This window comes from Streptomyces sp. NPDC001848, assembly GCF_042891915.1.
Classification (GTDB): Bacteria; Actinomycetota; Actinomycetes; order Streptomycetales; family Streptomycetaceae; genus Streptomyces.
Window position 1 is genome coordinate 1 of sequence record NZ_JBIATP010000031.1, and the last position, 24407, is coordinate 24407.

At 67.3% G+C, this 24407-nt stretch carries 20 protein-coding genes, 1 tRNA gene and 6 pseudogenes; 14 read left to right on the forward strand and 13 right to left on the reverse strand.

Annotation, left to right across the window (positions count from 1 at the left end; genetic code table 11):
- Nucleotides 1-534 precede the first annotated feature (534 nt).
- Nucleotides 535-1128: a helix-turn-helix domain-containing protein gene (locus tag ACFYZJ_RS38125; RefSeq protein ID WP_388576746.1), complete on the forward strand. Its 594-nt coding sequence runs from the start codon at nt 535-537 to the stop codon at nt 1126-1128.
- A gap of 289 nt (nt 1129-1417) precedes the next feature.
- Complete coding sequence (locus ACFYZJ_RS38130) at nt 1418-1744, forward strand: tyrosine-type recombinase/integrase (RefSeq protein WP_388576652.1); 327 nt, start codon at nt 1418-1420, stop codon at nt 1742-1744.
- A 457-nt stretch (nt 1745-2201) separates the two neighbouring features.
- Here the strand turns inward: ACFYZJ_RS38130 and ACFYZJ_RS38135 are convergent, their stop codons facing one another.
- Nucleotides 2202-4871, reverse strand: a complete 2670-nt coding sequence (locus ACFYZJ_RS38135; RefSeq protein WP_388576655.1) for an ATP/GTP-binding protein — start codon at nt 4869-4871, stop codon at nt 2202-2204.
- Nucleotides 4872-5508: 637 nt separating this feature from the next.
- Complete coding sequence (locus ACFYZJ_RS38140; protein ID WP_388576657.1) at nt 5509-5892, reverse strand: hypothetical protein; 384 nt, start codon at nt 5890-5892, stop codon at nt 5509-5511.
- 985 nt (nt 5893-6877) lie between these two features.
- Between ACFYZJ_RS38140 and ACFYZJ_RS38145 the strand changes: the two genes are divergently transcribed.
- Both ACFYZJ_RS38145 and ACFYZJ_RS38150 read left to right on the forward strand, forming a co-directional pair.
- On the forward strand, nt 6878-7027 hold the full coding sequence (locus ACFYZJ_RS38145; protein WP_388576659.1) for a hypothetical protein: 150 nt from the start codon (nt 6878-6880) through the stop codon (nt 7025-7027).
- A 237-nt stretch (nt 7028-7264) separates the two neighbouring features.
- Nucleotides 7265-7423, forward strand: a pseudogene (locus ACFYZJ_RS38150) (GDP-mannose 4,6-dehydratase); the annotation flags it as partial.
- Between the two features lie 483 nt (nt 7424-7906).
- Here ACFYZJ_RS38150 and ACFYZJ_RS38155 read toward each other — a convergent pair.
- A complete protein-coding gene (locus ACFYZJ_RS38155) occupies nt 7907-8476 on the reverse strand; it encodes a class I SAM-dependent methyltransferase (RefSeq protein WP_388576749.1) in 570 nt (189 codons plus the stop codon).
- A gap of 457 nt (nt 8477-8933) precedes the next feature.
- Here ACFYZJ_RS38155 and ACFYZJ_RS38160 point away from each other — a divergent pair, with 457 nt between their 5' ends.
- Together ACFYZJ_RS38160 and ACFYZJ_RS38165 are read left to right on the forward strand one after the other, a co-directional pair.
- Nucleotides 8934-10097 carry a helix-turn-helix transcriptional regulator gene (locus tag ACFYZJ_RS38160; protein WP_388576663.1) on the forward strand — a complete coding sequence of 388 codons (1164 nt, stop codon included), beginning with the start codon at nt 8934-8936 and terminating at the stop codon, nt 10095-10097.
- Nucleotides 10098-10115: 18 nt separating this feature from the next.
- Complete coding sequence (locus ACFYZJ_RS38165; RefSeq protein ID WP_388576665.1) at nt 10116-10841, forward strand: 5-formyltetrahydrofolate cyclo-ligase; 726 nt, start codon at nt 10116-10118, stop codon at nt 10839-10841.
- Nucleotides 10842-11081: 240 nt separating this feature from the next.
- Here ACFYZJ_RS38165 and ACFYZJ_RS38170 read toward each other — a convergent pair whose 3' ends face one another.
- The 5 genes and pseudogenes from ACFYZJ_RS38170 to ACFYZJ_RS38190 all read right to left on the reverse strand — a co-directional run bounded on the left by ACFYZJ_RS38170 (nt 11082) and on the right by ACFYZJ_RS38190 (nt 14525).
- Complete coding sequence (locus ACFYZJ_RS38170) at nt 11082-11504, reverse strand: hypothetical protein (protein ID WP_388576667.1); 423 nt, start codon at nt 11502-11504, stop codon at nt 11082-11084.
- Nucleotides 11505-11752: 248 nt separating this feature from the next.
- Nucleotides 11753-11917: pseudogene (locus ACFYZJ_RS38175) on the reverse strand (IS630 family transposase); the annotation flags it as partial.
- Nucleotides 11918-11938: 21 nt separating this feature from the next.
- The gene (locus ACFYZJ_RS38180) at nt 11939-13165 is read right to left on the reverse strand and encodes an IS110 family transposase (RefSeq protein ID WP_388576669.1); all 1227 of its coding nucleotides are present in this window, start codon (nt 13163-13165) and stop codon (nt 11939-11941) included.
- A 467-nt stretch (nt 13166-13632) separates the two neighbouring features.
- Nucleotides 13633-13989, reverse strand: a pseudogene (locus ACFYZJ_RS38185) (transposase); the annotation flags it as partial.
- Nucleotides 13986-14525, reverse strand: a complete 540-nt coding sequence (locus ACFYZJ_RS38190) for a winged helix-turn-helix domain-containing protein (RefSeq protein ID WP_388576672.1) — start codon at nt 14523-14525, stop codon at nt 13986-13988. The pseudogene ACFYZJ_RS38185 and the gene ACFYZJ_RS38190, both read right to left, overlap by 4 nt.
- 553 nt (nt 14526-15078) lie before the next feature.
- Between ACFYZJ_RS38190 and ACFYZJ_RS38195 the strand changes: the two genes are divergently transcribed.
- From ACFYZJ_RS38195 to ACFYZJ_RS38220, 6 genes and pseudogenes are all read left to right on the forward strand, one after another.
- Nucleotides 15079-15687 (forward strand): superoxide dismutase, encoded by a 609-nt coding sequence (locus ACFYZJ_RS38195; protein ID WP_388576674.1) that lies wholly within the window; start codon nt 15079-15081, stop codon nt 15685-15687.
- 320 nt (nt 15688-16007) lie between these two features.
- Nucleotides 16008-16181: pseudogene (locus tag ACFYZJ_RS38200) on the forward strand (amino acid permease); the annotation flags it as partial.
- Between the two features lie 466 nt (nt 16182-16647).
- Nucleotides 16648-17742: a NucA/NucB deoxyribonuclease domain-containing protein gene (locus tag ACFYZJ_RS38205; RefSeq protein WP_388576677.1), complete on the forward strand. Its 1095-nt coding sequence runs from the start codon at nt 16648-16650 to the stop codon at nt 17740-17742.
- Nucleotides 17743-17833: 91 nt separating this feature from the next.
- A complete protein-coding gene (locus tag ACFYZJ_RS38210) occupies nt 17834-18433 on the forward strand; it encodes a hypothetical protein (protein WP_388576680.1) in 600 nt (199 codons plus the stop codon).
- A gap of 59 nt (nt 18434-18492) precedes the next feature.
- A pseudogene (locus tag ACFYZJ_RS38215) lies at nt 18493-18759 on the forward strand (transcriptional regulator); the annotation flags it as partial.
- Between the two features lie 10 nt (nt 18760-18769).
- Complete coding sequence (locus tag ACFYZJ_RS38220; protein WP_388576682.1) at nt 18770-19723, forward strand: FAD-dependent oxidoreductase; 954 nt, start codon at nt 18770-18772, stop codon at nt 19721-19723.
- A 48-nt stretch (nt 19724-19771) separates the two neighbouring features.
- Here the strand turns inward: ACFYZJ_RS38220 and ACFYZJ_RS38225 are convergent, their stop codons facing one another.
- Nucleotides 19772-20476: a nucleotidyltransferase domain-containing protein gene (locus ACFYZJ_RS38225; RefSeq protein WP_388576685.1), complete on the reverse strand. Its 705-nt coding sequence runs from the start codon at nt 20474-20476 to the stop codon at nt 19772-19774.
- Nucleotides 20477-20661: 185 nt separating this feature from the next.
- Between ACFYZJ_RS38225 and ACFYZJ_RS38230 the strand changes: the two genes are divergently transcribed.
- Both ACFYZJ_RS38230 and ACFYZJ_RS38235 read left to right on the forward strand, forming a co-directional pair.
- Entirely contained in the window at nt 20662-21021 is a 360-nt protein-coding gene (locus ACFYZJ_RS38230) for a DUF317 domain-containing protein (RefSeq protein WP_388576687.1), read from the forward strand.
- Between the two features lie 166 nt (nt 21022-21187).
- A pseudogene (locus ACFYZJ_RS38235) lies at nt 21188-21589 on the forward strand (DUF317 domain-containing protein); the annotation flags it as partial.
- On the opposite strand, the gene ACFYZJ_RS38240 reads toward ACFYZJ_RS38235, so the two are convergent.
- The 4 genes from ACFYZJ_RS38240 to ACFYZJ_RS38255 form a co-directional block, all read right to left on the reverse strand.
- Nucleotides 21558-22193: a DUF488 family protein gene (locus tag ACFYZJ_RS38240; protein WP_388576690.1), complete on the reverse strand. Its 636-nt coding sequence runs from the start codon at nt 22191-22193 to the stop codon at nt 21558-21560. The pseudogene ACFYZJ_RS38235 and the gene ACFYZJ_RS38240 overlap by 32 nt on opposite strands.
- 243 nt (nt 22194-22436) lie before the next feature.
- A tRNA-Pro gene (locus tag ACFYZJ_RS38245) sits at nt 22437-22510 on the reverse strand.
- A gap of 32 nt (nt 22511-22542) precedes the next feature.
- Nucleotides 22543-23325, reverse strand: coding sequence for a Pr6Pr family membrane protein (locus ACFYZJ_RS38250; protein ID WP_388576692.1), 783 nt, complete (start codon nt 23323-23325; stop codon nt 22543-22545).
- Nucleotides 23326-23391: 66 nt separating this feature from the next.
- Nucleotides 23392-24333 (reverse strand): metallophosphoesterase, encoded by a 942-nt coding sequence (locus ACFYZJ_RS38255; protein ID WP_388576694.1) that lies wholly within the window; start codon nt 24331-24333, stop codon nt 23392-23394.
- Nucleotides 24334-24407 lie beyond the last annotated feature (74 nt).

Below are 24407 nucleotides of genomic sequence, written 5' to 3' on the forward strand. Positions count from 1 at the left end.
CCAGGCAAGCCACGGTCGGCAAGCTGCTTTGAAGCCACATCCGGCCCTCCCGGGCCACCGAACAACTTACGGAGCTGCTTTGGCGCGAGTGATCACGGCCCCGTAAGCTTCCGGCCGTCGGGCAGTCTGTGGACCTGCCCGGTAAAGCACGACGTTGGGGCCATGATCTTCGAGGCTCGCGCCAAAGTGGCTGGCTAAGTCGCGGAGCCGACCGGCCCCGGCCACGACGTGTCCTGACCTCATGCCCTAAGTGCCTGCCTCTTGGGCGGGAGCGGGCGGTCGGCGGTGCCGAGCGGGGCGGAGACATGAGCGCGGGCGCCGCCGACCGCCCGCGCCCGCCCGGAGGAGCGAAGCGACGACGGGTGCTTGAACCCGTAGGGAAAAGTTGAATCACGTTGGGGCCTGCTGGTGTGTCCGATCCCGGTAGATGCTTGACAGTTCGGTCCCAGCTGATGGTTGACAGTGGCCGTGATCGGCTTTTCTGTGCGCGTCGTTGCGGTGCGTGTGGGGAGGCCGGGATTGGCGCTGGTGGAGTTGTCGGTTGTCGAGCAGAGATATCGGGCTGTCCTGGCCGTGTTGGCGGGTGCGTCGGTGACCGAGGTCGCGGCTTCGCTCGGGGTGTCGCGGCAGACGGTGAGCGGGTGGGAGTCCCGGTACCTGGCGTACTGGCTCAAGGAGGTCGTGGAACCCAACCTCCGGCCGCTCACCGCCGCCACGTACGAGACGACCGTGCGCCTGTACATCGTCCCGTTCCTCGGCGCGAAGCGGCTCGACCGGCTGACCGTTCAGGACATGCGGAGCTGGCTCAACAAGCTTGCCGAGACTTGCCAGTGCCGTGCGCAGGGCAAGGACGCGAAGCGGCCCGAGGAAAAGCAGCGATGCTGCGCCAAGGGGGAGTGCTGCCGACAGACGCCCTCGAAGCGCTCGGTCAACGACGCCCGGACGATCCTCCGCAGCGCGCTGACCAACGCCATGGTCGAAGAGCGCATCTCGAAGAACGTCGCCCAGCTCGTGAAGGTGCAGCGGGCCCGGCGCAAGCGGCCGGATCCGTGGTCGGTCGAGGAGGCGTGCTCCTTCCTGGAGAACGCGCAGACGTGGCGCGACACCTGTACGCCGCTTACGTGCTGATCCTTGTCCTGGGTCTTTCGCAAGGGTGAGGTCCTGGGCCTGACCTGGTCCGACGTGAACCTGGACACGGGGGAGCTGCACATTCGCCACCAGCTTCAGAGGGTCCGCCGGCGCCTCCTGCACACCGACACGGCCAAGACCGAGGCGTCCGAGGCGGTGCTTCCGCTGCCGGACATCTGCCTGGCGGTGCTCCGGCTCCGCAAGAAGGAGCAGGAAGCGGTGAGGGAGCGGGCCAAGGATCTCTGGACGGAATCGGACCTCGTCTTCACCACCCGGGCACGGCACCCCGGTGGAGCCGCGGAACTTCACCCGGGAGTTCGACCGCCGCTGCGAGCGTGCCGGCGTCCGTCGGATCCGCGTGCACGACACCCGCCACACGTGCGCCTCGCTCCTGGCCGCCCTCGACGTCCACCCCCGGATCGCCATGCAGATCCTCCGCCACTCCGAGATCGCCGTGACCATGGAGGTCTACACCCACGTGCCCTCGGCGGAGACCCGCCGGGCGCTCCGGAAGCTGGGGAAGGCTCTGGGCGGCAGCAAGCAGAAGGACGGCAAGAAGAAGGGCAAGCGCAAGCAGGAAGAGCCGCCGGACAAGGACGGCCGGCAAGAGCCATAGAGGTTGCTGTACCCCGCTGCTGTACAAACGCTCAGAGGCCCATCCGCGATCATGCGAATGGGCCTCTGACCAGCGTCGGGGTGGCGGGATTTGAACCCACGACCCCTTCGTCCCGAATGAGGTTCGGGCAAGATCGACGCCTGCGCGTGCGGGTAAACGTGCAGGTCAGAGCCTTGGTATGGGTTGGTGTGGCACGGGCTCGCGTGGTCTCTGGGGGAAGATCATCTCCCAGATTTCTCCCAAGGGGGTGGTGTGGCGGAGCGCCTGCCGAGTCCGCATGACGCGTTGCGTCGGCGAATTTGCGCTTGGTCGGTCGGGTAGTGCCGCCGGCATGGTGGTGCTCCGCCCGGAAGTACCCACGGACAAAGATCGCCCGCTCATGGATGGAGACGCGGGGTGCGGGTGCTTTGTGGAGAGCTGGGCAATCTCCTGGCAGCAGCAGATCGTGTACTGCTGCTCAACGAACCCTACCGACCTGATCGCGGCGTCCCAGTACTATGTTGCGCCATCGTTCCCGGGTCTGTCGTTCCCCGTCGATCCACCGTGCTCGTACGGTGTTCAGGGGGAGTGGGAGGTTGCCCATGAAGTGCGCGATTTCGACGTAGTAGGCGTAGTAGCCGTTTTGTGTGAGCCCGCGCAAGCGGTCGATGTCAGCCGCGAGGTTGTCCTGGGCATCAAGGACCGCGTGGTGGAAGCACAGGGCCAGTTGCAGTTTGGCCGCGGCGTAGGAGATGCCGGAGACGCCGATTTCTGCGAGCTGGACAGCCGCCCGGTCGGGCAGGTCTACGGCGAATCCTGCGTCGCGCACGAGTGTGGCGATGTGAGCGGTCATCTCGTTGGAGCGCAGACTCAGGGGCGACAGCAGCCGGTCCGCGAGGTCGAGTTCGTCATCGGCCCGAAGCGGGTCGACGAAGGATACGGCGAAGGCGAGATGGGCCTGGGCCACGGCGGTCTCGCCGACCACACCGTTTTCCTCGGCCTCACTCCGGGCTGCCAGATACGCGGCTGCCGCCCGCTCCATGTCTCCCTGCACCCACCAGACGTCCCCCAGCACCCGATGGTGCCGCCCAGCCCAGCCCAGCCTCCCGGCGGCCTCTACCGCCGCTGGGAAATCTCCGGACACTCGGCTCAGGTGCGCCAGACCCCGTCGAGCGGCGGAAGCGAGCCGACCGCCGGCGGACGCGACACGCTGCATACCCCGGCGGGAATCGTCGGTCAGCCCGAGGTCCCGCTGGGCCTTCGCCTGGTAATACGTGGCCAGTTCGACCAGTTCATCAGGGAGCAACCCCGATGCGAGGACGGCGGAGAGCCGACTGACTGTGCGTTCACGGTGTTCGTGCTGGCGCCGGGCGATGGCACTGAGCGTTTCCACCAGGGCATCCGCAGCAGTTCGCACGCCCCCCGACGACGCGGCGTCGGCGGCGGGGAGCACCAGCGGTTCCCAGATGGAGTCCCCTACGTACTGGAATGCGGCATCGGCGAGCCAGCCGAGATCGAGACGGAAGTCCCGTGCGAGGAGCAGCCCTTGTTGGAGGCATCCGACCAGGACGGCACGGTCGCGTCGTAGGTCCTGGCGCCACTGCGATTCCAGCGCGTGGAAGGCGCGTTGGGCCGCACGCTGCCAGTCGCGCTCCGACCAGCGGTCGTCACTGGCGTCGTCCGTATTGCGAATGGCGGCGCGGATGAGGTCGTGGACATGGAAGGGCCACACACCGGAGGGGGACTCCCGGATGAAGGGGCGCTCGGTCAACCGCAGGGCAGGCGCATCGTGCTGCATGCCGGCGGCCTGGGTGGCCAGGGGCACGGAGAACGCGCTGAGCAGGCTGACCGAGCGGAGTACGTGGCGTTCCTCGGCGGTCAGGTCTCTGAGAGTACGGGCGATCAGGGCGGGAAAGTCGTGGTCGAAATCCGTGACCTGCGGCTGTCTGCCGCTGCGCCGAAGCTCCAGGTACCGCATGACCGACAGGTCCAGATACAGAGGAAGCCCGTGGGAGCGCTCGGCGATGATCCGGCGGACCGGTTCGTCGATCAGCGGCTGCCCGTTGCGGCTGAGCCTGCGGGACAGGTAGTCCTCGCAGTCTTCCGGGGAGAAGTCGCCGATCAGGATGTGGCCGCCGGATACGCCTGACCGGGTATGGGCCGTGTCGGAGGCGAGCCCGGGCCACGCATTCGGACCGGTCCAGTCGAGTTGCCCTTCCAAGCTGCTCTCTGCCCACTGGAGGCGGTTGCGTCCGGTGACGACGAAGAACGCGTTGGGCATCAGCCACACGATGCGCTGGAGTAGACGCTCGAAGTCACGGTGGGTTCGGTCGCCGGTGTCCTCGAAGGTGTCCATCAGGACCACAAGTAGTGCGCTCTTGTCGGCTGAGAGTTGGGCCAGGTCCCAGGCGAGCAGGTGCGGGTAGAAGCTGAGGGTTTCCAGGTCGGGCTCGGCTTCCAGCAGGTCGGCCAGGCGGGAGCAGTCGGCGAGCGCGCGTACGGACTGGCGCCGCTCGCGTAACGCTTTGATGAGTGCCCCGCCCCCGTGGCCGAGCGCGCTCCCGACGGTGCCGGGCAGGAGCAGGGCCTGGGCGACGTCGCTGAGGGCGGACTGGACCTGCTGCGGTAGAGCGGCAGCGGCGCTGAAGCGGCTCAGCAGCCCGCCCCTGCGCAGATAATCCTCGATCGGTTCACCTGGGTGGTTGTGCTCCCAGTAGCGGCGCAGGGCGAGGTCGAAGGCGGGCATCGGTCGACCGAGCGTGGCGACTGCAAGGCGGATGGTGAGGATGACCCGTTCGAAGTCCATGCCCGCGGCCTGCGCGAGGTCGATGCGGACCGGCAGGATCCGTTCCTCGTGGGCTGACGCTTCCCACTGCACTGGGCGGTGCTCACTGTGGGCGAGCGACGCCTCGATCTTGCGGGAGAGCGTTGACTTGCCGATCCCGCCCACACCGTGGAACACGATGATGTTGGTGCGGGGGCTTTCCAGGTCCTCCACGTCGAAGTCAGAACTGGTCAGACGCCGTATGTGATCAGCAAGGCCGGCTGTCACCGCCTGCCACTGCGCCTGCCGGTTCGTGAACGCCTCACTGGCGGCGATACTCCGGTCGTTTGAACTGAACAGCGTTCGAAGGTCCCGTCCTGTCACCGTTCCCCCTGGCGGTCAACTGGAGCCAATTTATGCGGCCTTGAGGCTGACCTGGCAAGCCCGCAATCACGAAGCCGAAGTAGGCGCAGCGCACGGGTGGGTTGGACGATCTGGTGCTCTCGCTGACCGCGAAGGGCTGACCTCCGACGAGATCGTTGCCGCATCTCGCTGAGTCGTACGGCATGGAGACCTCGGAGTAGACGGTCTTCCCGAGCAGGGACAAGGCTTTGGACTCCATGGCCGAGTGGCGGGCCAGGCCGCTCCATCCGCTCCATCCGGTGGTGTTCATCGACGCTGTGCATGCGAAGGTCCACGACGCTGAGAGGTTCGTCACGGAGAACGGCGTCCTCGCCATCCATTTTGTTCACCTGGCGCGCCGGGACATCGGTGCCTCATTGCCGCTTGGCGCGGTGAACGGCTCGAGGGTAGCCGCCCGTCGGTATCGGAGCGGTGGAGGGAGACCTGCGAGCAGAAGCGAGGACGGCCGAAAAACGTCGGTGTGGGGGCAGGGCGAGTGGCCCGGCGCGTAGGTCCGGCGTCGGTACACCGGCCCCGCGGGTGCGCGAGGCCGGATCTTGCAGGACGTTCGCAGCGTGGTCTCAGGTTGTGCCGATATTGCTCGTCGATGGCGGCGCGGTCACACGCGGGCGGGTACGCTGGCCAAGCCGTCGTCACCGTCCTCGCCGTCTGCGGCGCGATGCTTGCGATCGCGTGCTCCATCCAGGCTGTCGAGGCTTCCGCGGAGGAAGTCCGCGAGAGCGCTGGCGGTCTCCGCTCCGGCCGAGGCGCCGGGTAGGCCCTCGATACGCAGGCCGGAGGTCGTGTGGGCGACGGAGTAGCCCAGCTCCTGGAGGATGCCGGTGAGTGCGTGATGCACGTAGGCACGTGTGCTGCGGTGCAGGAGGCTGGCGCGTCCGTCGGCCAGTCCTTCGGTCTGTTCGCGCGCCGCGGCTGAGCGTGCGGTGGTGGAGACGAACCACTCCAGTGATGCGGCCCTGGTGCCGGCTGACGAGATCAGCACGCCGACGGCCTGAGTGCGACCAGTTCGTGCATCACGGGTCGGCCTTTCGTGTTTCGGTGGCCAGGTGGCGCGGATCGCGCGGAGTGGTAGCGGCTGGCGACGTCCACGCCGATGAAGGGGGCCGCACGCGAGCACCGTGCCGACCGAAAGGGTCCCGGCCAGCTATTCGTCGGTGCGCGCGGTCGACTTCCACAGTGCCCGAACCCGGCTTCCACACAGGTGCTGGCACGGCGGACCAGTCGGGGGGCCCCGGCCGTAGTGCCTTGAGGACCTCCTCTCCCATCCCGTGGTTCACGCCGCCGCAGGAGCAGTCGCACGGTGCTTCAGGCGCGGCCAACGCACAGCTCGGGGAGCCGCAGAAGGTCGTGTCGCCGTCGCCTGGGTGCTGCTGGCAGAGCACGGACCAGCAGGGAGTCCGCAGGTACCAGTCGAGGCATCCGACCGCACCGGTCAGCTCACGATCGAGGACCGCCAGCATGACGGGAATGGTGTCCTCCACCATGGTGACGGTGCTCCAGTAGGACACCGGTGGCGCGTTTCCGAAGATTGCTTCTCGGTAGCCGGCGGCGAAGGTGCGCGCCATCGCGTGGTCGCTCACAGCACAGAGGTCTGTACTCAGGCCGAGGGGGCGGAAGTCGCCGATTGCCAAGGAGTCGTCGGAGAGGTGGGCCCATCTGGTGCCGGTGGGTCGGCACTCGAAACTGCCTCCGCGGATCTCCTTCCACTCGGAGACCATGCCGATGAGGACGGTCTTTGTGTTGCGGCCGTCCGCGAGCCGTCTCTGCTCGGCAGGTGCTTTGGCCAGGATCCGGTCGATCGCCTCCTCGGCTTTGTGGGTCTGCTTCGTGCCGGAACGGCCTTTGCCGTGTGATGAGTTCAACCAACACCTCCTGCGGATAATGGTGGCATGGCTGGTGAAAGCCGGTGAGGGCTCTTCGCATCATGGCCCGGCGTCTGCCTGGACACCTGCCAGATGTTGGCGCGTATGGCGTCGCCCCGGGACGAGCACCTCCTGGCCGATCCGCGGGAACGGATCGCCTCCTATCTGGAGAGCCTGCCCGCAGCCAGTCTCGCCGACCTTGCCGATGTCGGCGCTCCCGCGCTGGCTGAGCCTGCCGCCCGCCCGGGGCCTTGAGGTGGCGCAGAGATCGGGGCAAGGGGCTCTTTCGAGCGCCTGCGTTGAGTTGGGTGAACATCCTGGTGAGGAAGGTGATGTGCTCGCGGGCCTGTTGCTCGTCGGCCTGTACATGGCCGTACGTCTGCTTGAGCGCGCGGAGCTGTTCCCGGTCGCCACCCGCCTGGACGAGGGAGTCGCGGCCCGTACGGCCGAGGCACCTCCCATCTTAGAGCGCCCGCCGTGCCGCCGATCCGCATGCACCTCGCCGCCCTGCCGTCCGTGCCCCGCTCCGTCAAAGACCCCCTGGCCAGCCACCACGCCAACGCAACCGGGACCCTCCAGGTCCTCGAAGCAGCCCGTCGAGCCGGCAACCTGCACGTGATCGCCGCCTCCTCGTCCTCCGTCTACGGTGCGAGGACATCCCGGACTCGCGCCTTGCCCCGCTCCTAAGCAAAACGATCACGGTGATGACGAACGAGTGCAGCGGGGCGGGCTCGGGTGATGGCCGGAATGCGGCCAGTACTGCGAGCGCGAGCGCGATGATCAGTTGTTGGCCACCGACCCCCAGGTCGCCTCCATCACCCGCAACGTCATCACTCGACTCGCGAGAATCCATCGGCGGCGTGCAGGAGCTCGGCTCCGTGCTCAGGACCGCGATATAGACCCCGGACCTCCAGTCGGCCGGTACGGGGAATTCGTACGCGGGCCACTGCCAGTCCCTGTCGAACGTGCCGGGATCGGCGGTGCGGCCCGGCCACTCGGTGTGCCCTGCGTGCTGAGGAGTCGCCCCCCAGCGGTAGAAGTCGACGCGGAACCGAGGGGCTGACGTGGCGATGTGCAGTCGGATCACCTCGCCAGCACGGACGCTCGGGCGAGCGGGATAGCCATTGATACTGGTCATCCGCTCCTCCGGGGGCGTGCGATGCCAGTGAGGTGATAGGCGTCGAGCGGTTCGATGTGGGCTTCCCAGCCCAGGTCGTTCAGCTGCGAGGTGAGACTGGGAGCGTCGTGCAGCACCTTCACGGTGAGATGCTGGGCCCCGTCAGAGAGGCGACGTCGCACGGTCGGTACCTGGGCCTCGGCGACCAGTTCTTCGAACTCGGCTTTCGCGATCGAGTCGTCGAGGAACACAACGCAGCCACCAGGAGCCAGCGTCCATCTCAGCAGGGCCCAGAAAGCTTCCATCTCCATGGGCGGAACGTGGCTGAGCCAGAAGGCGAAGAAGACGGTGTCGTACTGGCGGTTCGGTTCCCAGCTGAAGATGTCCGCTTCAATGAAGTGAGTCGCCCTGCCCCGCATCCGGGCGCGTGCGATACGGAGCATCTCCGGTGCAGCGTCCAGCGCGGTCAGGCTGCGCGCGCGGTCGGCGAGCAGCTGGGTCCACTGGCCCGTTCCGCACGCGAACTCAAGGACGTCGCCGCTGATGGGCAGCTCATCGAGGACCTTCACGAACTGGGGCATGGGCATGCGTTCGTCGTATGCCCTGTCATACTCAGCGGCCCTTGCGCGGTAGTAGGCGATCTGGCGCTGAGACCAGTCGGGTTGGTCCGAGAAGTGCTCTGTCGTGTCGTGCAAGGTGGCCTCTCATTTCTTGGCGCGGTGCTGTCACGTGGTCAGCCGCTTCGCCAACCTCGACGCCTCATGCGAAGCGCCGGGACAATCTGCCTGCCGTTCAGGCCCTGGGCCGGACGCGTAGCGAGAGATGGCGGCCTACTCGCTCAACTCGTGGAGCGGCGGAAACGAACGCGTCCTGCAGCATCGGTCATGGCCCTTCTGCGTGGGGAGTGCAGAACTCCACTCAACCGAGCCAACTCCCGTGCTCCCAGAGCAGAATTGATGCACTGGTGATGCATCCGTGTGGCACCAGCGGGCATGACCTGGGTGTCCTTCGTACGAGGCGGCTAGGAAATTGGGGGTCCGAGTCATGGCACGCAGGCGGCAGCGCCTCGCCGAGCGACGCCAATCCGTGGGCCTGACACAGGAAGTACTCGCCGAGCGGCTGGGCGTGGACCGTTCCACGATCGTGCGCTGGGAAGCGGGGACGGCATCGCCACAGCCGTGGATGCGCCCACGTCTGGCGACTGTACTCAAGGTGACAGTCGACGAACTGGACGATCTGCTCACGCGGGAATCAGAGCCGGGAGGCCCGGCAGCGGAAGTCCGGCAGCGGGCTCTCGATCCGGCACAGACAGACCTGACCACGGTGGCGGAGCTGCGGAGCGAATTCGAGGAGCTCGCAGCACGGTACGACCGCACGCCATCGGCCAGCCTCCTTGCCAAGGGCGGAGAACAACTCAGCCTGATTACCTTCTTGGCACGGAAGGCTCCTCGCGGACGAACAGAACGCGAGTTGCTTTCCCTCCGAGGCGACGCCTTCACGCTCATGGGGCAGCTCGTCTGGGACGCCTCACAGCGACGCGACCACGCCACGGCACGCGGCTACTACGACCAGAGCGTTGCGGTCGCCCGACGCCTGCGTGATCACGCTCTCGAAGGCCATGCCCTTCTGCGGACCTGCTACGTCGCGCTCTACGGAGCCCAAGACCCCCGGACGGGACTGGACCTCGCACTCCAGGCAGCGGCCACGGCCCGTTCGATCAGCCCGGCCCTGACCGGCATGGCTCTCCTCCACGCCGGCGAAGCTCACGCCATGCTCGGAGAAGCACAGGACTGTGAGCGAGCACTCGACGCAGCCCAACGACATCTGGAGAGATCCGACGGCGTTGATGCCGCAGCCAATCTCGTTTCCCCCACCCAGTTCGGCCGCCTCGCCGGATCGTGCTACCTCTCCCTCGGCCAGCACCGACGCGCCCAGCAATTACTGGAGACAACGGCCGCGGAACTGCAAGATCGGCGAAAATCTCGCGCGATCGTGCTGGGCAACCTTACGCTCGCCTATATTCGCCAACGCGAGGTCGACGCCGCGGTGATCACGCTCGCCGAGGCCATCACGGAACTGGAGGAGACCCGGGGCGGGGGAGGACTGAACGTGGTCTTCAGCGCGGCAAAAGAGCTGCGGCCCTGGCGACAGGACCCGATCGTCGCCGACGTCCATGACCGGCTGTTCGCGCTCATGGCAACGACGTAAGCTTAAGGAGTACTTGTTGTGTCCGCGACACACGATGACGCAAAGAAGCTCGTACGGACTCAAGTCTGGGATGCCCTCGACGCGGCTGGCGCGGTGCACGACGACACGGCTCACGGCCGCATACCCAACTTCAAAGGCTCTGAAGAAGCCGCTGCACGACTCGCCGGGCTTGAGGCGTGGAAAAACGCCACGGTCATCAAGGCAGTACCGGACAAAGCCCAACTACCTGTGCGTGCACGCGCTTTGGAGGATGGCAAACTCCTCTACATGGCCGTCCCGAAGCTGGCCACGATCAAGCCCTTTTACCTCCTCGACCCGGCCGTCCTGGAAGTACCACCGCATGAGGCCGCGAGCAGCCGCGTCGCGGCAACGATCGCACCGACGGTAGAAGTCGATGCCCTCCGTCCCGTCAGCGTCGTCGTCCTCGGCAGTGTGGCGGTCAACCGCACCGGAGTGCGGATCGGCAAGGGGGCCGGGTACTCCGACCTGGAGTTTGCGTTGCTCACCGAGGCTGGACTCGTCGGGCCCGAGACGCTCGTCGTCACCACCGTGCACTCCCTCCAGGTGATCGAAACCCCCATTCCATCCACGGCACACGATGTGAACGTCGACGTGATCGTCACGCCCGACGAGGTCATCACTTGCAGCACCCCGCACCGGCCGCCAGGCATCCTTTGGGACCACCTTGAGGCGTCCAAGATCGCTGCGATTCCAGCCTTGCAGTCGAGGATCCAGGTGAACTGATCACGAGCCGCGTACTCCTCCGGCAGGGCGGGAAGCGACTGCCCAAGTAGGCGAACGGAGACCGGTCGTCGGCGTCAGCGCCAGCGACAAGTCGGCGGCCGTCACCAGGTCGTCATAGCGCGATACGGCGTTCCAGCATGCGTGCTGGAACCGGGTTGGCCCACGGAAGGCCCCGAGCCGTCATGGCCCTCACTCAATCCGGGGCCCTCCCCCCGCCCCACCCCCACTCCGGCAGTCGCCCTACTGACCGTCGTCTTCCTCCTGGGCGTGTTGCTCGAGCCAGCGCTGGGCCTCGGTGTTCTGCCACATCACGCCGCGCTGGATCTGCACGTGGGTCAGGCCGCTGTCCCGGGCCAGGTCTTCCTCGCTGACGCCTTCGGGGTGCCGCCGCAGTACCCGGGCGATCTTCCCGGCCCATAGTTCGGCGTCTACGAACGGGCGGCGTTTGTACTGCTCGAGTAGTTCCGCGAGGTGCTCGCGTGAGCATGCGACCAACGTGCGCTTGCCATCGTATTTCGACTCCACCGCGTGGACCGCGGAGGAGTCCCGCACCAGTGCATACCAATCGATACTGCCGGTCGGGATCACGGCCCCGCACAGATCGCAGATCTCAGGCTCTGTCTGTTCGTCTCCGCTGGCGTCCGGCCCGCCGTGCGTACTCACTGGCTGCCTGCCTCATCAGCCGCTGGTGGACGTTGTTCTGCGGCCGCTTCGAGCACCCTCGGTGCCACCGCCGACGGGTCACCGCTGGCCACCCAGCGGAAGCGGGCCACCATCATCACCTCGTCGACGCTGTCCCGCACGAACCCGTCCACGATGAGGCTGCCAGGGCGTTCGCGGAACACGACCTCGCCCGGCTCCTCCTCGTCGGCGATCTGCTGATACTGACGTTGTCGGCGTGATGTCGTCGAGGTGAGACCGGTTTCGGCAAGGCATCCGTCGATGAGGTTGCTGCGGTACTGGATCTGGCGGAGACCGTGTCGGAGCGTGCTGATGAGGTGCTCGGGATCGGTGAAGGCGGTGTTGACCTGGCTGCTGCGCCGCAGCAGGGACCAGATGCCCTCGACGGGGTTGAGACACCTCACGGTGCTATGCCGTCAAGCCGCGGCTTCCAGCTCGGTGGGAAACGCGGTTTTTTCGTCGAACAGCTTGCGGTGCTGGAGGCAGTGGTAGAGCTGGCCGATCACGCGGTTGAAGAGGTTCCTCTGGGCGGCTGCGTGCCAGTCACCGTGCTCACGTCGTCGCCGGTAGTGGGCGTTAGCTCCAGCGGACGCCCGCAGTGAGGCGAAAGCCCAGAGATAGCCGGCGTGGTTGAGCCGGTCGTTCTTCACCCACCGCCGTGTGATGGACGACTTCTTGCCGGAGGCCCTGGTGATCGGTGAGGAGCCGGCGTATGCCTTGAGGCCGCGGGCGTCAGCGAAGCGTGTGCGGTCGTCCCCGATCTCAGCCAGGACCCGGGCGGCGAGCTGGATGCCAAGCCCGGGGAAGCTCAACAGGATTTCTGCGTCCGGGTGTTGAGGGAATACCTCTTCCACTGCCTTCGCGAGGTTGTCGGCGGCGGTGCAGGCGGCCTCCAGTTGGACGAGGAGGGCGAGCATTTGTTTGCCGAGCGCCTCCTCGATCAGCGTCGGCTGGTGGGTCCACTCCGCGCGGAAGATGTCACGGAGACGGTCGGCCTCCGCATCGATGCTGCGCCTGCGGCCAGCCCTCTTGAGGGCGGCATGCAGCTGGGTGCGGGTCAGCCGCGCGGCCTTGGAAGGTGTCGGGGCTGCTTTCAGGAGTTCGCGCGCCTCAGGACGGCACAGGCCGTTCTCCCACTTGGCGACGGCGTCCAAGGCGGCCGGGTAGTACTCCCGAAGGAGAGAACGGAGCTGGTTGGCAATCTGCTGCCGGTTCCAGAGCGCGTCCTGCTGTGCGCGGGCCAGGACAGCGATTGCACGACCGAGGTCGGAGTCGTTGGGCAGGGGACGGTGAGCGTGCATGTCGGTGCGCAGAATGTTCGCCAGCACCAGGGCGTCGCCCGGGTCGGATTTCTTGCGCGAGACGCTGTGGCGGTCACGGTAGCGGGCGGCGGCCAGGGGATTGATCGCGAACACCTTGCGCTTGCCGGTCCGCAGCATGGCCACCAGCAGCCCCCGGGAGGTCTCGATGGCCACCGGGATCGGGTTGTCTTCGCCGTCGCCGTACTCGGCGAGCAGCTCCAGCAGCAGCTGATAGCCAGCCGCATCATCGGTGATATGGCGCTTGGCCAGCAACTGCCCGGAGTCGTCGACCAGGGCGACGTCGTGCGTCTTCTCCGCCCAGTCGATTCCGCAGTAGATCACGTGATACCTCCCCTAAGCGCGGTTATTTGCGCTGGTCACGAGCACACGCGGGCCACGCAGCGACCTAATTCCAGGACTCGACCTCTCGGGACGGTCCGACACCTCACCAGCCGTTCGCGGCACCAGCACGCCCCACGGGTCTCGGCCTGACCTGGAGCTCGGAGGCCCGGGTGTATCGAGAGATCACCGTGCAACGGGCTCGCACCACGAATGCCAACGAGCCAGCGCAGAAGCAGGTGGCGGCGGCCACGAACACGCCGAACGCTGCCGATCTCAACCGAGGCGTCAAGGCCGGGTCGGGTGAAGGCATACGCACGAAGGCCAGGCGACCGCCACCACCGAGCACAAGACGCGCGCGCCCGTCTTCGGCCAGACCTGATGACCGGATGAGAGTCGAGGCTGCGTGCCATGTACTCGAACAGCCCCGGGGCTCGTAGCCCCAGTCCGGACCGCTCTTAACACCGAATTAGGTCCGGTGCGTAGGCCGGCAGGAAGTAGCAGGTGATCCAGTCCTGGGTGTCGATGAACTCCCGTAAGTGGCGGTCCTTGTGGACGTTGAGGTTGTCCCACACGAGCACGATGGGTGCGCCGAGCTGCTGGTGTGCGGCGATGAGCAGGTCGCGGTAGTCGGTCCAGGCGAAACTGCGTCTGCCGCCCCGCTTGTGATCGACATGCCGCTTGGGCCGGTAGATCAGCCGTGAGCGTTCCCCCTGCTTGTAGCAGGCCAGAGCGGCGATGGAGAAGCGGCGCTGGGAGCGTCCCCGGACCCGGATGAGGGGTGTGCGCCCACGCCGGGCCCAGGTCCGTGCGGTGGGCGGCGTCATCGAGAAGCCGGCTTCGTCCTCGAAGCACAGCCAGGCCTCGAGCGCCGCCACGGACCTTCCACCTGCGGCCACGTCTCCTTCACCCAGTCCGCCACGGCCTCCTCGTCACGTTCGATGGCCCGGCGGGCCGGGACCTGGTGGCTGAAGCCGTGCCGGTGCAGCATCCGCGCGATCGCCGACAGCGTCATGCTCTTGTGGAACCGGCGCCCGATCAGCGTCTTGATCCGCGCCAGCGTCCAGGTCTGGTCCGGCCAGCCGTGCGCGACCGGTCCCTTGGCGAGTTCCTGCTCGAGCACGGCGAACAGGGCCTCACTCAGCTTGGGCCGTGACACGGGCCCGGCAGACCGCAGCCCCTCGGTCCCGGCGTCGTGCCAGGCTCGGCGCCAGCGCTGCACCGAGCGCACACTCACCCGTAAGTCCTTGGCGACCTCGGCGCTGGAGGCACCCGCAGCGAATCGCTCCGCGGCCTCCAGCCGGATCCGCTCGCGAAACGCCTGCCGTTCAGGCGTCAGCCCACCACCCTGCGGATATCTCACACAACCGGCATACCGCGACGATCACACATCGTCAGCCCCCAACGACAACACGCCGCAAAGGTCAGTAGTTCCCGGTATCGGGACAGCCCACGAACTTGTACACCCAGTGCCCCACGTCTTGCCTCCCGCGGGAACCAACGAGACCGACTGTGATCAGTCAGGCACGAGGGCTGTGGATACGCCCGAACAGCGCAGTGGGGGCTGCACCAGAGCGCGGGTGCAGCCCCCACCTGGAGGGGAGGCAGGGCCTCGCCTTCTTCAACGATTGCGACTCTGGATGAAACGGTAGGAATCCGGTTCAAGCCAGCTACCTCCCAGGGCCTGGCGTAGACCGGATGCGTGCGAGCGGGGTCGGCCGGGTCCGGCGGACGCCGGGTGAGATGACGATCACCTGTCGGGGAGGACAGCATCACGCGATACCGCACTGCCGAAAGCTGACGGGCCGACCCCGTCGCGGACCATGTTGATGCACCACTGTCGTTGTTGCAAGTAATTCGCAGTAGAGCCGTAGGGTGTCCCCGGACGATCACCCATGTGAAAGGGGACGTGCCTGATGGGCACCTACACGCTTCCCGACCTGCCCTACGACTACGCCGCGCTGGAGCCGGCCATCACCGGGCAGATCCTGGAGCTGCACCACGCCAAGCACCACGCCGCCTACGTCAAGGGCGCCAACGACACCCTCGAGCAGATCGCCGAGGCCCGCGACAAGGACCAGATCACCCCCACCAGCCTGGTCGGCTTGGAGAAGACCTTCGCCTTCAACCTCTCCGGCCACGTCCTGCACTCGATCTTCTGGCAGAACCTGTCCCCGGACGGCGGCGACCGCCCCGACGGGGCGCTGGCCGACGCCATCGACGAACACTTCGGCGGCTTCGAGCAGTTCAAGAAGCAGCTCACCGTCGCCACCAGCAGCGTCCAGGGATCCGGCTGGGGCGTCCTGGCATGGGAGCCCCTCGGTCGGCGCCTGATCGTGGAGCAGGTCTACGACCACCACGGCAACGTCGGTCAGGGCAGCACCCCGCTGCTGGTCTTCGACGCCTGGGAGCACGCCTACTACCTGCAATACAAGAACGTCCGCCCCGACTACGTCACCAAGCTCTGGGACCTGGTCAACTGGGAAGACGTCACCGCCCGCTACGGCGCAGCAATCGGCGCCTGACCCAGCATCACAGCACTACCCGGCGGGGCGGGGAAGCCGCCATGGCTTCTCGGCCCCGCCTCGTTTCGGCGACCTTCCAGCCAAGATCTGAAACACGCGCACTCAAGATCTACGACAGCGTCAACCTCTCAGCGGCTCTCGCCGAACGTGTTACGGGCCAAGTCGCCCAAGACTGAGATGGCGAAGGAGCGGTCGCCCTGGCTGGCCATGGATCTGGTGTTCCGGATGTCGTCGGCCGTTCAGATCGCGTGGGCGCTGGGGGATGACCTGATCCGCCGGGTGCTGGAGCTGTGCCAGGACATCGTCGACACATCCACCCCGGCCCCAAGGGCATCGTCCGCTCGATCCTCGTCTCCCTCGCCGCCGGCTTCATCCTGCTGTTCGGCTTCACCTACGCCATCCAGTCCTACTCCGGCGCACTCGCCTCCGGTACCGGGGTGCCCCCGGCGCAGATCCTCACGGACGCCCTCGGCGCAGCAACCGGCAGAGAGCTACCTGTGACCGGGCCATCCAGCACCCCCAGAGGCGAGCACACGCCTCGGCCCGGCACCAACTGGCAGACGCAGCTCATCCTCCACGGCGAGATCATCATCGACACCAGCGGCGAGACGCCCGTGTTCGTCGACCGCGACCTCCCCACCACCTCGCCGGACGACCACAACGAGCCAACCCCGCCCCGTCCAGATCGGGCCACCCGGCGCGCGGCCGCGCGCGCAGCACGGAGGAAGAAGTGACCGACACCCACGGCGTCCCCAGGGCCGGTGTCCCGCCCAGCGGTTCCGAGCCGACCACGGCGTCCTCGATGCCGCTTGGTGCCCCTCCGTGATGCGGGGGCTGCCTGCTGGGCACAGCCCCGACTCGACTTTCGCACTACAGCTCACACTTGACCGAAACTGATCAAATCGAGATGCAGCCTGCGTGAAAGGCGTGCTTGTATGCCCCAATGTGACAAGAGGCAGCGTGGAGTTGACCACCATCCTGCCGACCGCGTTTCAACACAGGGGACACAAGTTGCGATTGAAAGCGCCGCTCATAACGGGGGCTGCAGCACTCGGACTCCTCGGAGCGGCTACGCCGTCAGCTCTGGCCGATCAACCCGGTACCGAACATCTGCGCGTCACCGTCAACTCGGCCCAGCCCCAAGTGCACGGACTCACTGATTCAGCGTCCGATGCCACGTGCACCATCAACCAGATCATGGTCAACCGGTACAGCGAGTGTGAATGGGTCGCCGTTCATGTCGATGTCATGAGGGAAGTCAACGGCACTCCCACCGTCGTGGGCACCGTCGACTACGACGTCAAGCACCAAATGACCCTGCTTGCGAACTCTGCGAACTGGTCAGAGACGTTCACCGTCTCCAAGGCACGAGTCACCCGCGAAGGCAACGACGTCCACGTCAACATCGCCGCTACCTCCGGCGGCGGCACCAAGGCCACCGTCCACTTCTCGCAGGGTCACATCCTCGACAGCGGAACTGCCAACGGCAGCATCGACTACACGACCGCCGCTATCCCCAAGGGGACCGTCAACCCCAAAGCGAAGACGCACTACACGTACACCTTCACCAAGCCCGGCATCATCTCCGGCAGTGTCTCTTACGACTCAGCCGTCTACCGGTGCGACAACTACTACGGCAGCAGCCGCGCCAGCCGGTCCGGATGCGCCATTCCAGAAGCTCCCACCGCAGTGAGCATGGTCGGGATCCCCTACATCAACGACGGGATCCGCAAGTTGCGCGCCAACGGCGGCCACTACGGGGATCCCAACGGCGGCCAACCCCTGCACTGGATGATCAATCCGACGCAGGAGGACAAGAACCGCAAGGCCGTCTGCTCCGTGCCTGTCCCGCCGGACATGCAGAGCGCCGGCCGTACCTCCTGCGACGAATACCCCTTCGCCTCAACCTATGAAGGCGGCACCCACCTGCCCGAGAACCAGCGGGAGATCACCTGGGTAAACGTCCAGGAGAATCGCAGCCAGGGCGGCACCATCACCGCCTGGCGCAACAAGATGCACGTCATGGACGGCGACCCGTTCTACGTGATCGTCTGAGCGCCGATACACTCGCCACCAGATAGGGGTGTCCCCTGTCCCGCTTGATAGGGGCAGGGGACACCCTTTGTCCGCTGAAGGAGGCTTGCTCATGCTGGTCCGTGAAGCGACGTTCACCGTCAACCTCGGAGAGAATGGCTACCTCATCGGATTCGACGACGACTATGACTGGCCGAAGGAGATGCCCTTCGGCTGGCGATGCGGTCCAGCCACCGACACCAACGCCGTGGTGCTGCCCACCACCGACACCGGCCCCATGCAGATGACCATTCAGGTCCACGACGGACCGCCAGCACCGGAGGCCGGTGGAGGCTGGGAGCCGGCGGAAGAGATCAGCCTGCGTGCCGACTTCCCTGTCCTATGTCTCGCCGTCATCCGGCAGAGCGACTTCTGGGACGCCTGGCCCGACCAGGAACCGCCCCTTGAGATCCCGCCCTCCGCCAATGGCGAGGAATGGGTGCGTATGCGCCTGTACTGCCACGCTGACAATTCCGAACCAGGCATCGGCGACCGTGGGGAGCGCCACCTGGTCCAACTCTGGCGCGCACCCCAGGCGCCCGGCGTGCACCCGGAGCTCACTGACGCCGACCGGCAGGCCCGGGCCGAGTACGCCGCACAGATGGGCATTCCAGTGGAGGAGTACACCACGACCTACCCCGTCAGCTACACCGCAGACAACCCACCCGCCTGACGGGGGCGCACGGCCCGAACACCTACCGCCAGCAGCAGCCCCACGCCGGGCATGACAGCGACCCAAGCCAGCGCCGAGCCATGTTCGAGGGAGCCTGGCTGGCCCTGGGACACAGCGCGCATGGAGACCTGGAGGCAGCCTGCGAGATCGGCCAGATCGCCGCCGACCGCCTTGATGTCGTCCGCTCGCCTCGCAGCGCGGCGCTGCTCCACCCGCTTGCCGCCGACCTCCGTCGCCGACAGCGCAACCCTCACGTGCGTGGCTTCCTGCCAGCTCTGGAGGACGCCCTTGCCCAACACGCCCCATCGACGCAACCCGGCCGTTAGGGTCAGGTTCATGGCCGCAGGGGAGCGCGTTGTCGTTGTCGGGGCTGGGGTGGCTGGGCTCACCACGGCCGTTGTTCTCGCCGAGGCCGGGGCTTCGGTGCACGTGATCGCCGAGCAGGTGCCGGGGGTCACGTCGCTGGCGGCCGGGGCGATGTGGGGGCCTTACCTGGTCGAGCCGAAGGACAAGGTCGACCAGTGGGGACAACGGTCCCTGGAGATCTTCCGGGAGTTGGCCCAGGACCCGGCGACGGGCGTTCGGCTCACCAGTGGCATCGAGGCGTCCCGCACGGCCGAGGCCGCGCCGGACTGGGCCACCACTTTGCCGGGTTTCCGGCCGTGCGAGCGGGCCGAACTTCCGGCCGGGTTCATGGCGGGCTATCGGTTCACCGTGCCACTGATCGACATACCCACCTACCTCGACTACCTCCTGCGCCGGCTCCGCGATGCCGGCGGTGTGGTCGAGCGGCGATGGTTGACTTCGTTCACGGACGCCGGTCCGGCTTCGGTGATCGTCAATTGCGCGGGCCTCGGGGCGCGCGACCTGGTTCCGGATCCTGACCTTCGGCCCATCCGCGGTCAGCACGTCGTCGTCACCAACCCCGGGCTGACCGAGTTCTTCTCCGAGGACACCGGCCTCTCTCCGGACCTCCTGTGCTTCTACCCCCACGGCGACACCGTGGTCCTGGGCGGCACGGCGATCGACGGCGAGGGCGATCTGGCCCCCGACGACAAGGTGGCGGCCGGCATCCTCGCCCGCTGTGTCGAGGTCGAGCCCCGCCTCGCCGAGGCCCGTGTCCTGGAGCACAGGGTCGGCGTTCGACCGACCCGTGCCACGGTCCGTGTGGAGGAAGAGGTGGGGGAGGACGGCACCGTGGTCGTGCACAACTACGGGCACGGAGGTGCTGGCGTCACGCTGTCGTGGGGGTGCGCCGAGGAGGTTCGGGCGTTGCTCTCCGTCAAGTGATCTGCACGTGGAGGAACAGACGTTGAGACGTCCGCAGCGCGGGATCGCTCAGGGCGCCCCGACACGCTTGTAGCCGACCCACAACCGGCCACCGGTCTGCCCGAGCACCTCGTCCACGACGGCCACGAGGGTCTCGACTCTCCCGGCCAGTACCTCCTGTAGGCCGTGGTGGAGGCGTGTGCTGAGCCCTGGCGCGGTCGTCTCAAGACGGCGTGCCAGCCACTTCCCACCGCCACCCCACGAACCGCCAACGGCCAGTGCCAGCTCACCGGTGCGTCTGACCAGTTCGGTCGCGATGAACAGACGCTCGCTCTGGTCGTTGCTTCCCGCGAGGTCGTCCAGGAGGTCGGTGATCGCGTAGCGGCGGTCGTCGATCTCTTCCGACGACACCGGGGGTGGTCCGGCGGTGGTCAGCTTCCGGGCCTGTGCGGCGAGGCGGGCTCCGAGTCCGTCGGTGTCGAAGAGCAGCAGCCCGTCGGCACACATCCACAGCAGCGGTGACCGGCGCTTGCGCAGCTCCCGTTCGACGTAGGCGTGCCACGTCGCCTCGGTGTGCACGAACATCTCCACCGGCCAGCCGGCGTACTGGAGGCTCGCGCGGTATGGGCCTGGGGCTCCGTGGAGCAGGACCACGACGTCGAGGTCCGACGTTGCCGTTCGACGGCCCGTCACGACGCTGCCGCCCAGGAACGCGGCGCGCGCTTCGGGGTGCTGTTCGTCCACGACGGCGCGTGCGGCCTCGATCGCATCCATGCGGCAACTATCAGCACTGCCCCCACCGCGCGCACGCCGTTTTCCGCGGCTGCACCGCGATGTCTCGCGCTCTGCGTCGCAGTTCGCCGGGGGCAGACAGCAAAGATCCACGAATGACTGGCCAACGCCGCAGCGGCATGTGAACCTGGACGACCTTCTCGCAAAATACCAGGTCAAACAGGTGATTGCCCGCGACTGCGGCACCCCAGGGCCCCGGATTCTCCACCAGCATCGAGACCCTGCGGCTGCGTGAGTGGCTGCTCGGCCCGGGCCAGGCCACACTCGTGATGGATCAATTCTCCGCCGACGACTTCCACCTCGTCGTCGACGACCGCGCGGACGTACACGTCAACTCGAAGGATGGATCCTTCTATCTCGGATGGTTTCCGTCCGGCCGCCCTGGTACCGACGGCGAGGGCTGGAAGATCGCCGTCACCGGTACGGCCAAGGTGCGCGGCTACCAGATCTCCTTCGACACCGAGACGCCGGCCGATGTCGTCGCCGCCGCAGTCGCTCGCGTGCTGGAGACCTCCCAGGGCGTGTGACAGCCAGAAACTCGAGTCGGCGCCCTGGGGGAACCTGTCGTCTGCCTGGTGAGAGCGAGACGGGGTAGCCCGGCATCTGCCACCCGAGGCCGCCGCGAAGTGGGCCCGGCACCTCCATCCAGTCGCACGCACCGCTGGCGGCATCAAGCCCCAGCCCCCCAGCCCCTTGGAGGCGCACCTGCATCCCGATCTCCCGATCGATCCACCCGCTCCGGCCTGTGTCCCGTCCGCGTACTGGGTCGGTCCCCGGCATCTGGCCGGTGACGACGGACGCCTGCACGACGCCGTCGCTGACACGCTCGCCAGCCTGGGTTGGACGAGCCTGACGATCGTCCGGGGGCGTCAGGAGCCGGATGAGGCGCCGGAGGACCGTCAGGTCCTGCGCAGCACCGTCCTGCACATCAGCCCCGACTCCAAGCGGTGGGCGCAGTGGGTCCTGCCGGATGAGCCGTTCCACCTGGGGAACCTGCCGATCGCCTGGCAGGTCTCCGCCCGTACGGACCCGAGCAGTCCGCTCGCCCAGTGGTCGGCCTACTTCACCACCGATGTCCCGGGGGAGGTCCTTGCGCGTCTTTCTCGAAGCACAGCACCGCGACGCGCGACTGCTGGGCGTGCTCTGCCAGGCGGTCGAGATCGGCCTGCGCCTCCTCGGACCGCAACACATCACGGAAGCGGGCCCGGCCCACGTCCAGGCGGCCGTCCCAGAACGGCGCCCGGTTCTCCTTGGGATTCCCCAGGCCACGCAGGTGGGCGTACTCGATGCCGGCCTCGGCGAGCGCCTGCCCGAGGCGGGTCTTGCTGAAGCCCTTCTTGCGGCTGATCGGCGTCAGTCGCACGTCCGCCACCACATCGATACGGCTGTCGAGGAGCGAGGCGACGAACGAGTCGATGTCCCGCCCTTCGTATCCGGCGGACCACAGGCCGGGCGTGACGTGGGCCTCCCGGAACAGATCATCCAGGGAGACCTCAAGAGCCTCTGCGACCGCGCCGACGGTGAAGAAACCTGGCTGGATCGCTCCCTCGCCCTCCAGGCGGGTCAACGTCCTGGTATTGATGCAGGCTTCCTTGGCGAGCCGCTCCCGCGACCACCCACGGGCTTCGCGCAGCGCCCGCACTCGCTGGGCGAGCGCGCGAGCGTGGTCGTGAGGACGCGCTGAGTGATGGCCTGCCATGTGTCGTGATCCTAATGGCGGTTGAGGCGGGCGGGCATGGTGTTCCCGGTCAGTTGCCGGGCCGGATTCGCGAACGCGCAGGTCCGAGTGTCCTCCGCTCTCGCACTCCATGCAGCCTCACTGGACACCCCCTGGGAGAAGCCGACCAAGATCTTCTCCCAGATTTCTCCCAAACGATCTCCAGGAACCACTCAGGGGCCTGATCCACTCTGTGGATCAGGCCCCTGACCTGGTACTACAGCGTCGGGGTGGCGGGATTTGAACCCACGACCTCTTCGTCCCGAACGAAGCGCGCTGCCAAGCTGCGCTACACCCCGGTGTCGCTGCTGTCGCGGCGACGACGTTTACTTTAGCCCACCGGTGGCCGGAGACGAAATCCGGTTTTCCGGCGGCGGCGGTGGCGCGTCGGGTCCGGGCGGATGTGGTCGGTGATGATCAGGAGGAGGGCCAGGCCGAAGAAGGTCAGGCCGAGCAGGAGCGCGTTGGCGAGGGTGCTCTTGTAGCCGAGGTGGGCCACGTCCAGGAACGGGTACAGGTAGCGCGCGTCCGCGGTCGGTGGGAGCAGTGTGCCGCGGGCCAGGGAGAAGATCAGGTACGCCAGGGGGTAGAGGAGCCAGCGCGTCGCGTGCCGTAGGCCGAGGGGGGCCGGGCGGGTCAGGAGCAGCCAGTCCACGAGGGCCATGATCGGTGTGACCGTGTGCAGTACGTGGTTGGCGAGTGTGGACCAGATGGTGGGCCGGTCCGTCATCGAGAAGGGGCCCGGCTCGTTCACCAGGAGCACGTGGTAGACCAGGCAGGCGACCAGGGCGTAGAACAGCGCGCCCCCGGTGACCAGTGGCGGAAGCGGGTGGCGGGCCGCTCGGGACCGCCAGGCCGACAGGGCGAAGGTCAGGGCCAACAGCACGTTGACCTGGATCGTGAAGTAGCTGAGGACCCGGGCGGGGCTGCCGAGGGCCAGGTCCAGGGCCACCGCAGCCGCGGCCGTCAGCGCCACCAGCAGGCGGTAGCGGGCTGCTCCCGGGCGGGGCGCGGGAGCGACCACGGCCGCGGTGGGGACGATGGACGGCGCCAGCGTCGGCTTGCCCGGCACCGGGGGGAGGTCCGGGATCTCCTTGGGTATCGGCGCGATCATGCCCTCACGCTAAGCGGGTGGGGCATAACGGGCGATATGGGGTGGCCCGAGTGGGGTATGGTCCGGTTACGGCTCGGGCTGCGCCTCCCTCTCCACCAGCGTCAGCAGCGTCGCCTCCGGCGGGCAGGCGAACCGTACCGGTGTGTAGCGGTTCGTGCCGCAGCCCGCCGACACGTGCAGGTACGACGTCCGGCCCTCCGCCGTGTGCCGTGACAGGCCCTTCACCCGGTCCGTGTCCAGATCGCAGTTGGTGACCAGGGCGCCGTGGAAGGGGATGCACAGCTGGCCGCCGTGGGTGTGGCCGGCCAGGATCAGGGGGTAGCCGTCCGCCGTGAACGCGTCCAAGGTGCGCAGATACGGCGCGTGGACCACGCCCATCGAGAAGTCCGCCGAGGAGGACGGGCCGCCCGCCACACGCGCGTACCGGTCGCGCTTGATGTGCGGGTCGTCCAGGCCCGTCAGCTCGATCTCCAGGCCCTCGATCTTCAGGGTGCCCCGGGTGTTCGTCAGGTTCAGCCAGCCCGCCGCGTCGAAGCCGTCGCGCAGCTCCTCCCACGGGTTGTGGATCGCGCCGACCACCGGCGGGTTGCCGTTCAGCCCGTGGCGGCCCCGTGCCTTCTCCACCAGGTAGCGGGCCGGGTTGCGGAGCCTGGGGCCGTAGTAGTCGTTCGAACCGAAGACGTATGCCCCGGGGAACTCCATCAGCGGGCCCAGTGCGTCCAGCACCTCCGGCACCCCCTCGGGGTCGGAGAGGTTGTCCCCGGTGTTGATCACGAAGTCGGGGCGCAGACCCGCCAGGGAGCGCAGCCAGCGCTGCTTCTTGCGCTGTCCGCCCACCATGTGGATGTCGGAGACCTGAAGGACGCGCAACGGGTGCGCCCCCGGGGGCAGCACCGGGACCGTCACCCGGCGCAGCCGGAAGGAACGGACCTCGAACCCGGCCGAGTACAGCAGTCCGGCGGCGGCAACCGCCGTGATTCCCAGGGGTACTCCGTATCGCGCGCGCATACGACCATCGTGTCAGAACCGGCGGCCGCCCCGCGTTCACCTGTGGACAACCCCTGACCGAGGACCATCCTGAT

What these genes read in the sequence shown, in the direction of transcription:
- ACFYZJ_RS38160 (WP_388576663.1), top strand. Translation starts at nt 8,934, where the DNA reads ATGGCACGCAGGCGGCAGCGCCTCGCCGAGCGACGCCAATCCGTGGGC.
- ACFYZJ_RS38210 (WP_388576680.1), top strand. Translation starts at nt 17,834, where the DNA reads ATGCTGGTCCGTGAAGCGACGTTCACCGTCAACCTCGGAGAGAATGGC.
- ACFYZJ_RS38250 (WP_388576692.1), bottom strand. Translation starts at nt 23,325, where the DNA reads ATGATCGCGCCGATACCCAAGGAGATCCCGGACCTCCCCCCGGTGCCG.
- ACFYZJ_RS38195 (WP_388576674.1), top strand. Translation starts at nt 15,079, where the DNA reads ATGGGCACCTACACGCTTCCCGACCTGCCCTACGACTACGCCGCGCTG.
- ACFYZJ_RS38145 (WP_388576659.1), top strand. Translation starts at nt 6,878, where the DNA reads ATGGCGTCGCCCCGGGACGAGCACCTCCTGGCCGATCCGCGGGAACGG.
- ACFYZJ_RS38220 (WP_388576682.1), top strand. Translation starts at nt 18,770, where the DNA reads ATGGCCGCAGGGGAGCGCGTTGTCGTTGTCGGGGCTGGGGTGGCTGGG.
- ACFYZJ_RS38240 (WP_388576690.1), bottom strand. Translation starts at nt 22,193, where the DNA reads ATGGCAGGCCATCACTCAGCGCGTCCTCACGACCACGCTCGCGCGCTC.
- ACFYZJ_RS38155 (WP_388576749.1), bottom strand. Translation starts at nt 8,476, where the DNA reads ATGCCCATGCCCCAGTTCGTGAAGGTCCTCGATGAGCTGCCCATCAGC.
- ACFYZJ_RS38255 (WP_388576694.1), bottom strand. Translation starts at nt 24,333, where the DNA reads ATGCGCGCGCGATACGGAGTACCCCTGGGAATCACGGCGGTTGCCGCC.
- ACFYZJ_RS38225 (WP_388576685.1), bottom strand. Translation starts at nt 20,476, where the DNA reads ATGGATGCGATCGAGGCCGCACGCGCCGTCGTGGACGAACAGCACCCC.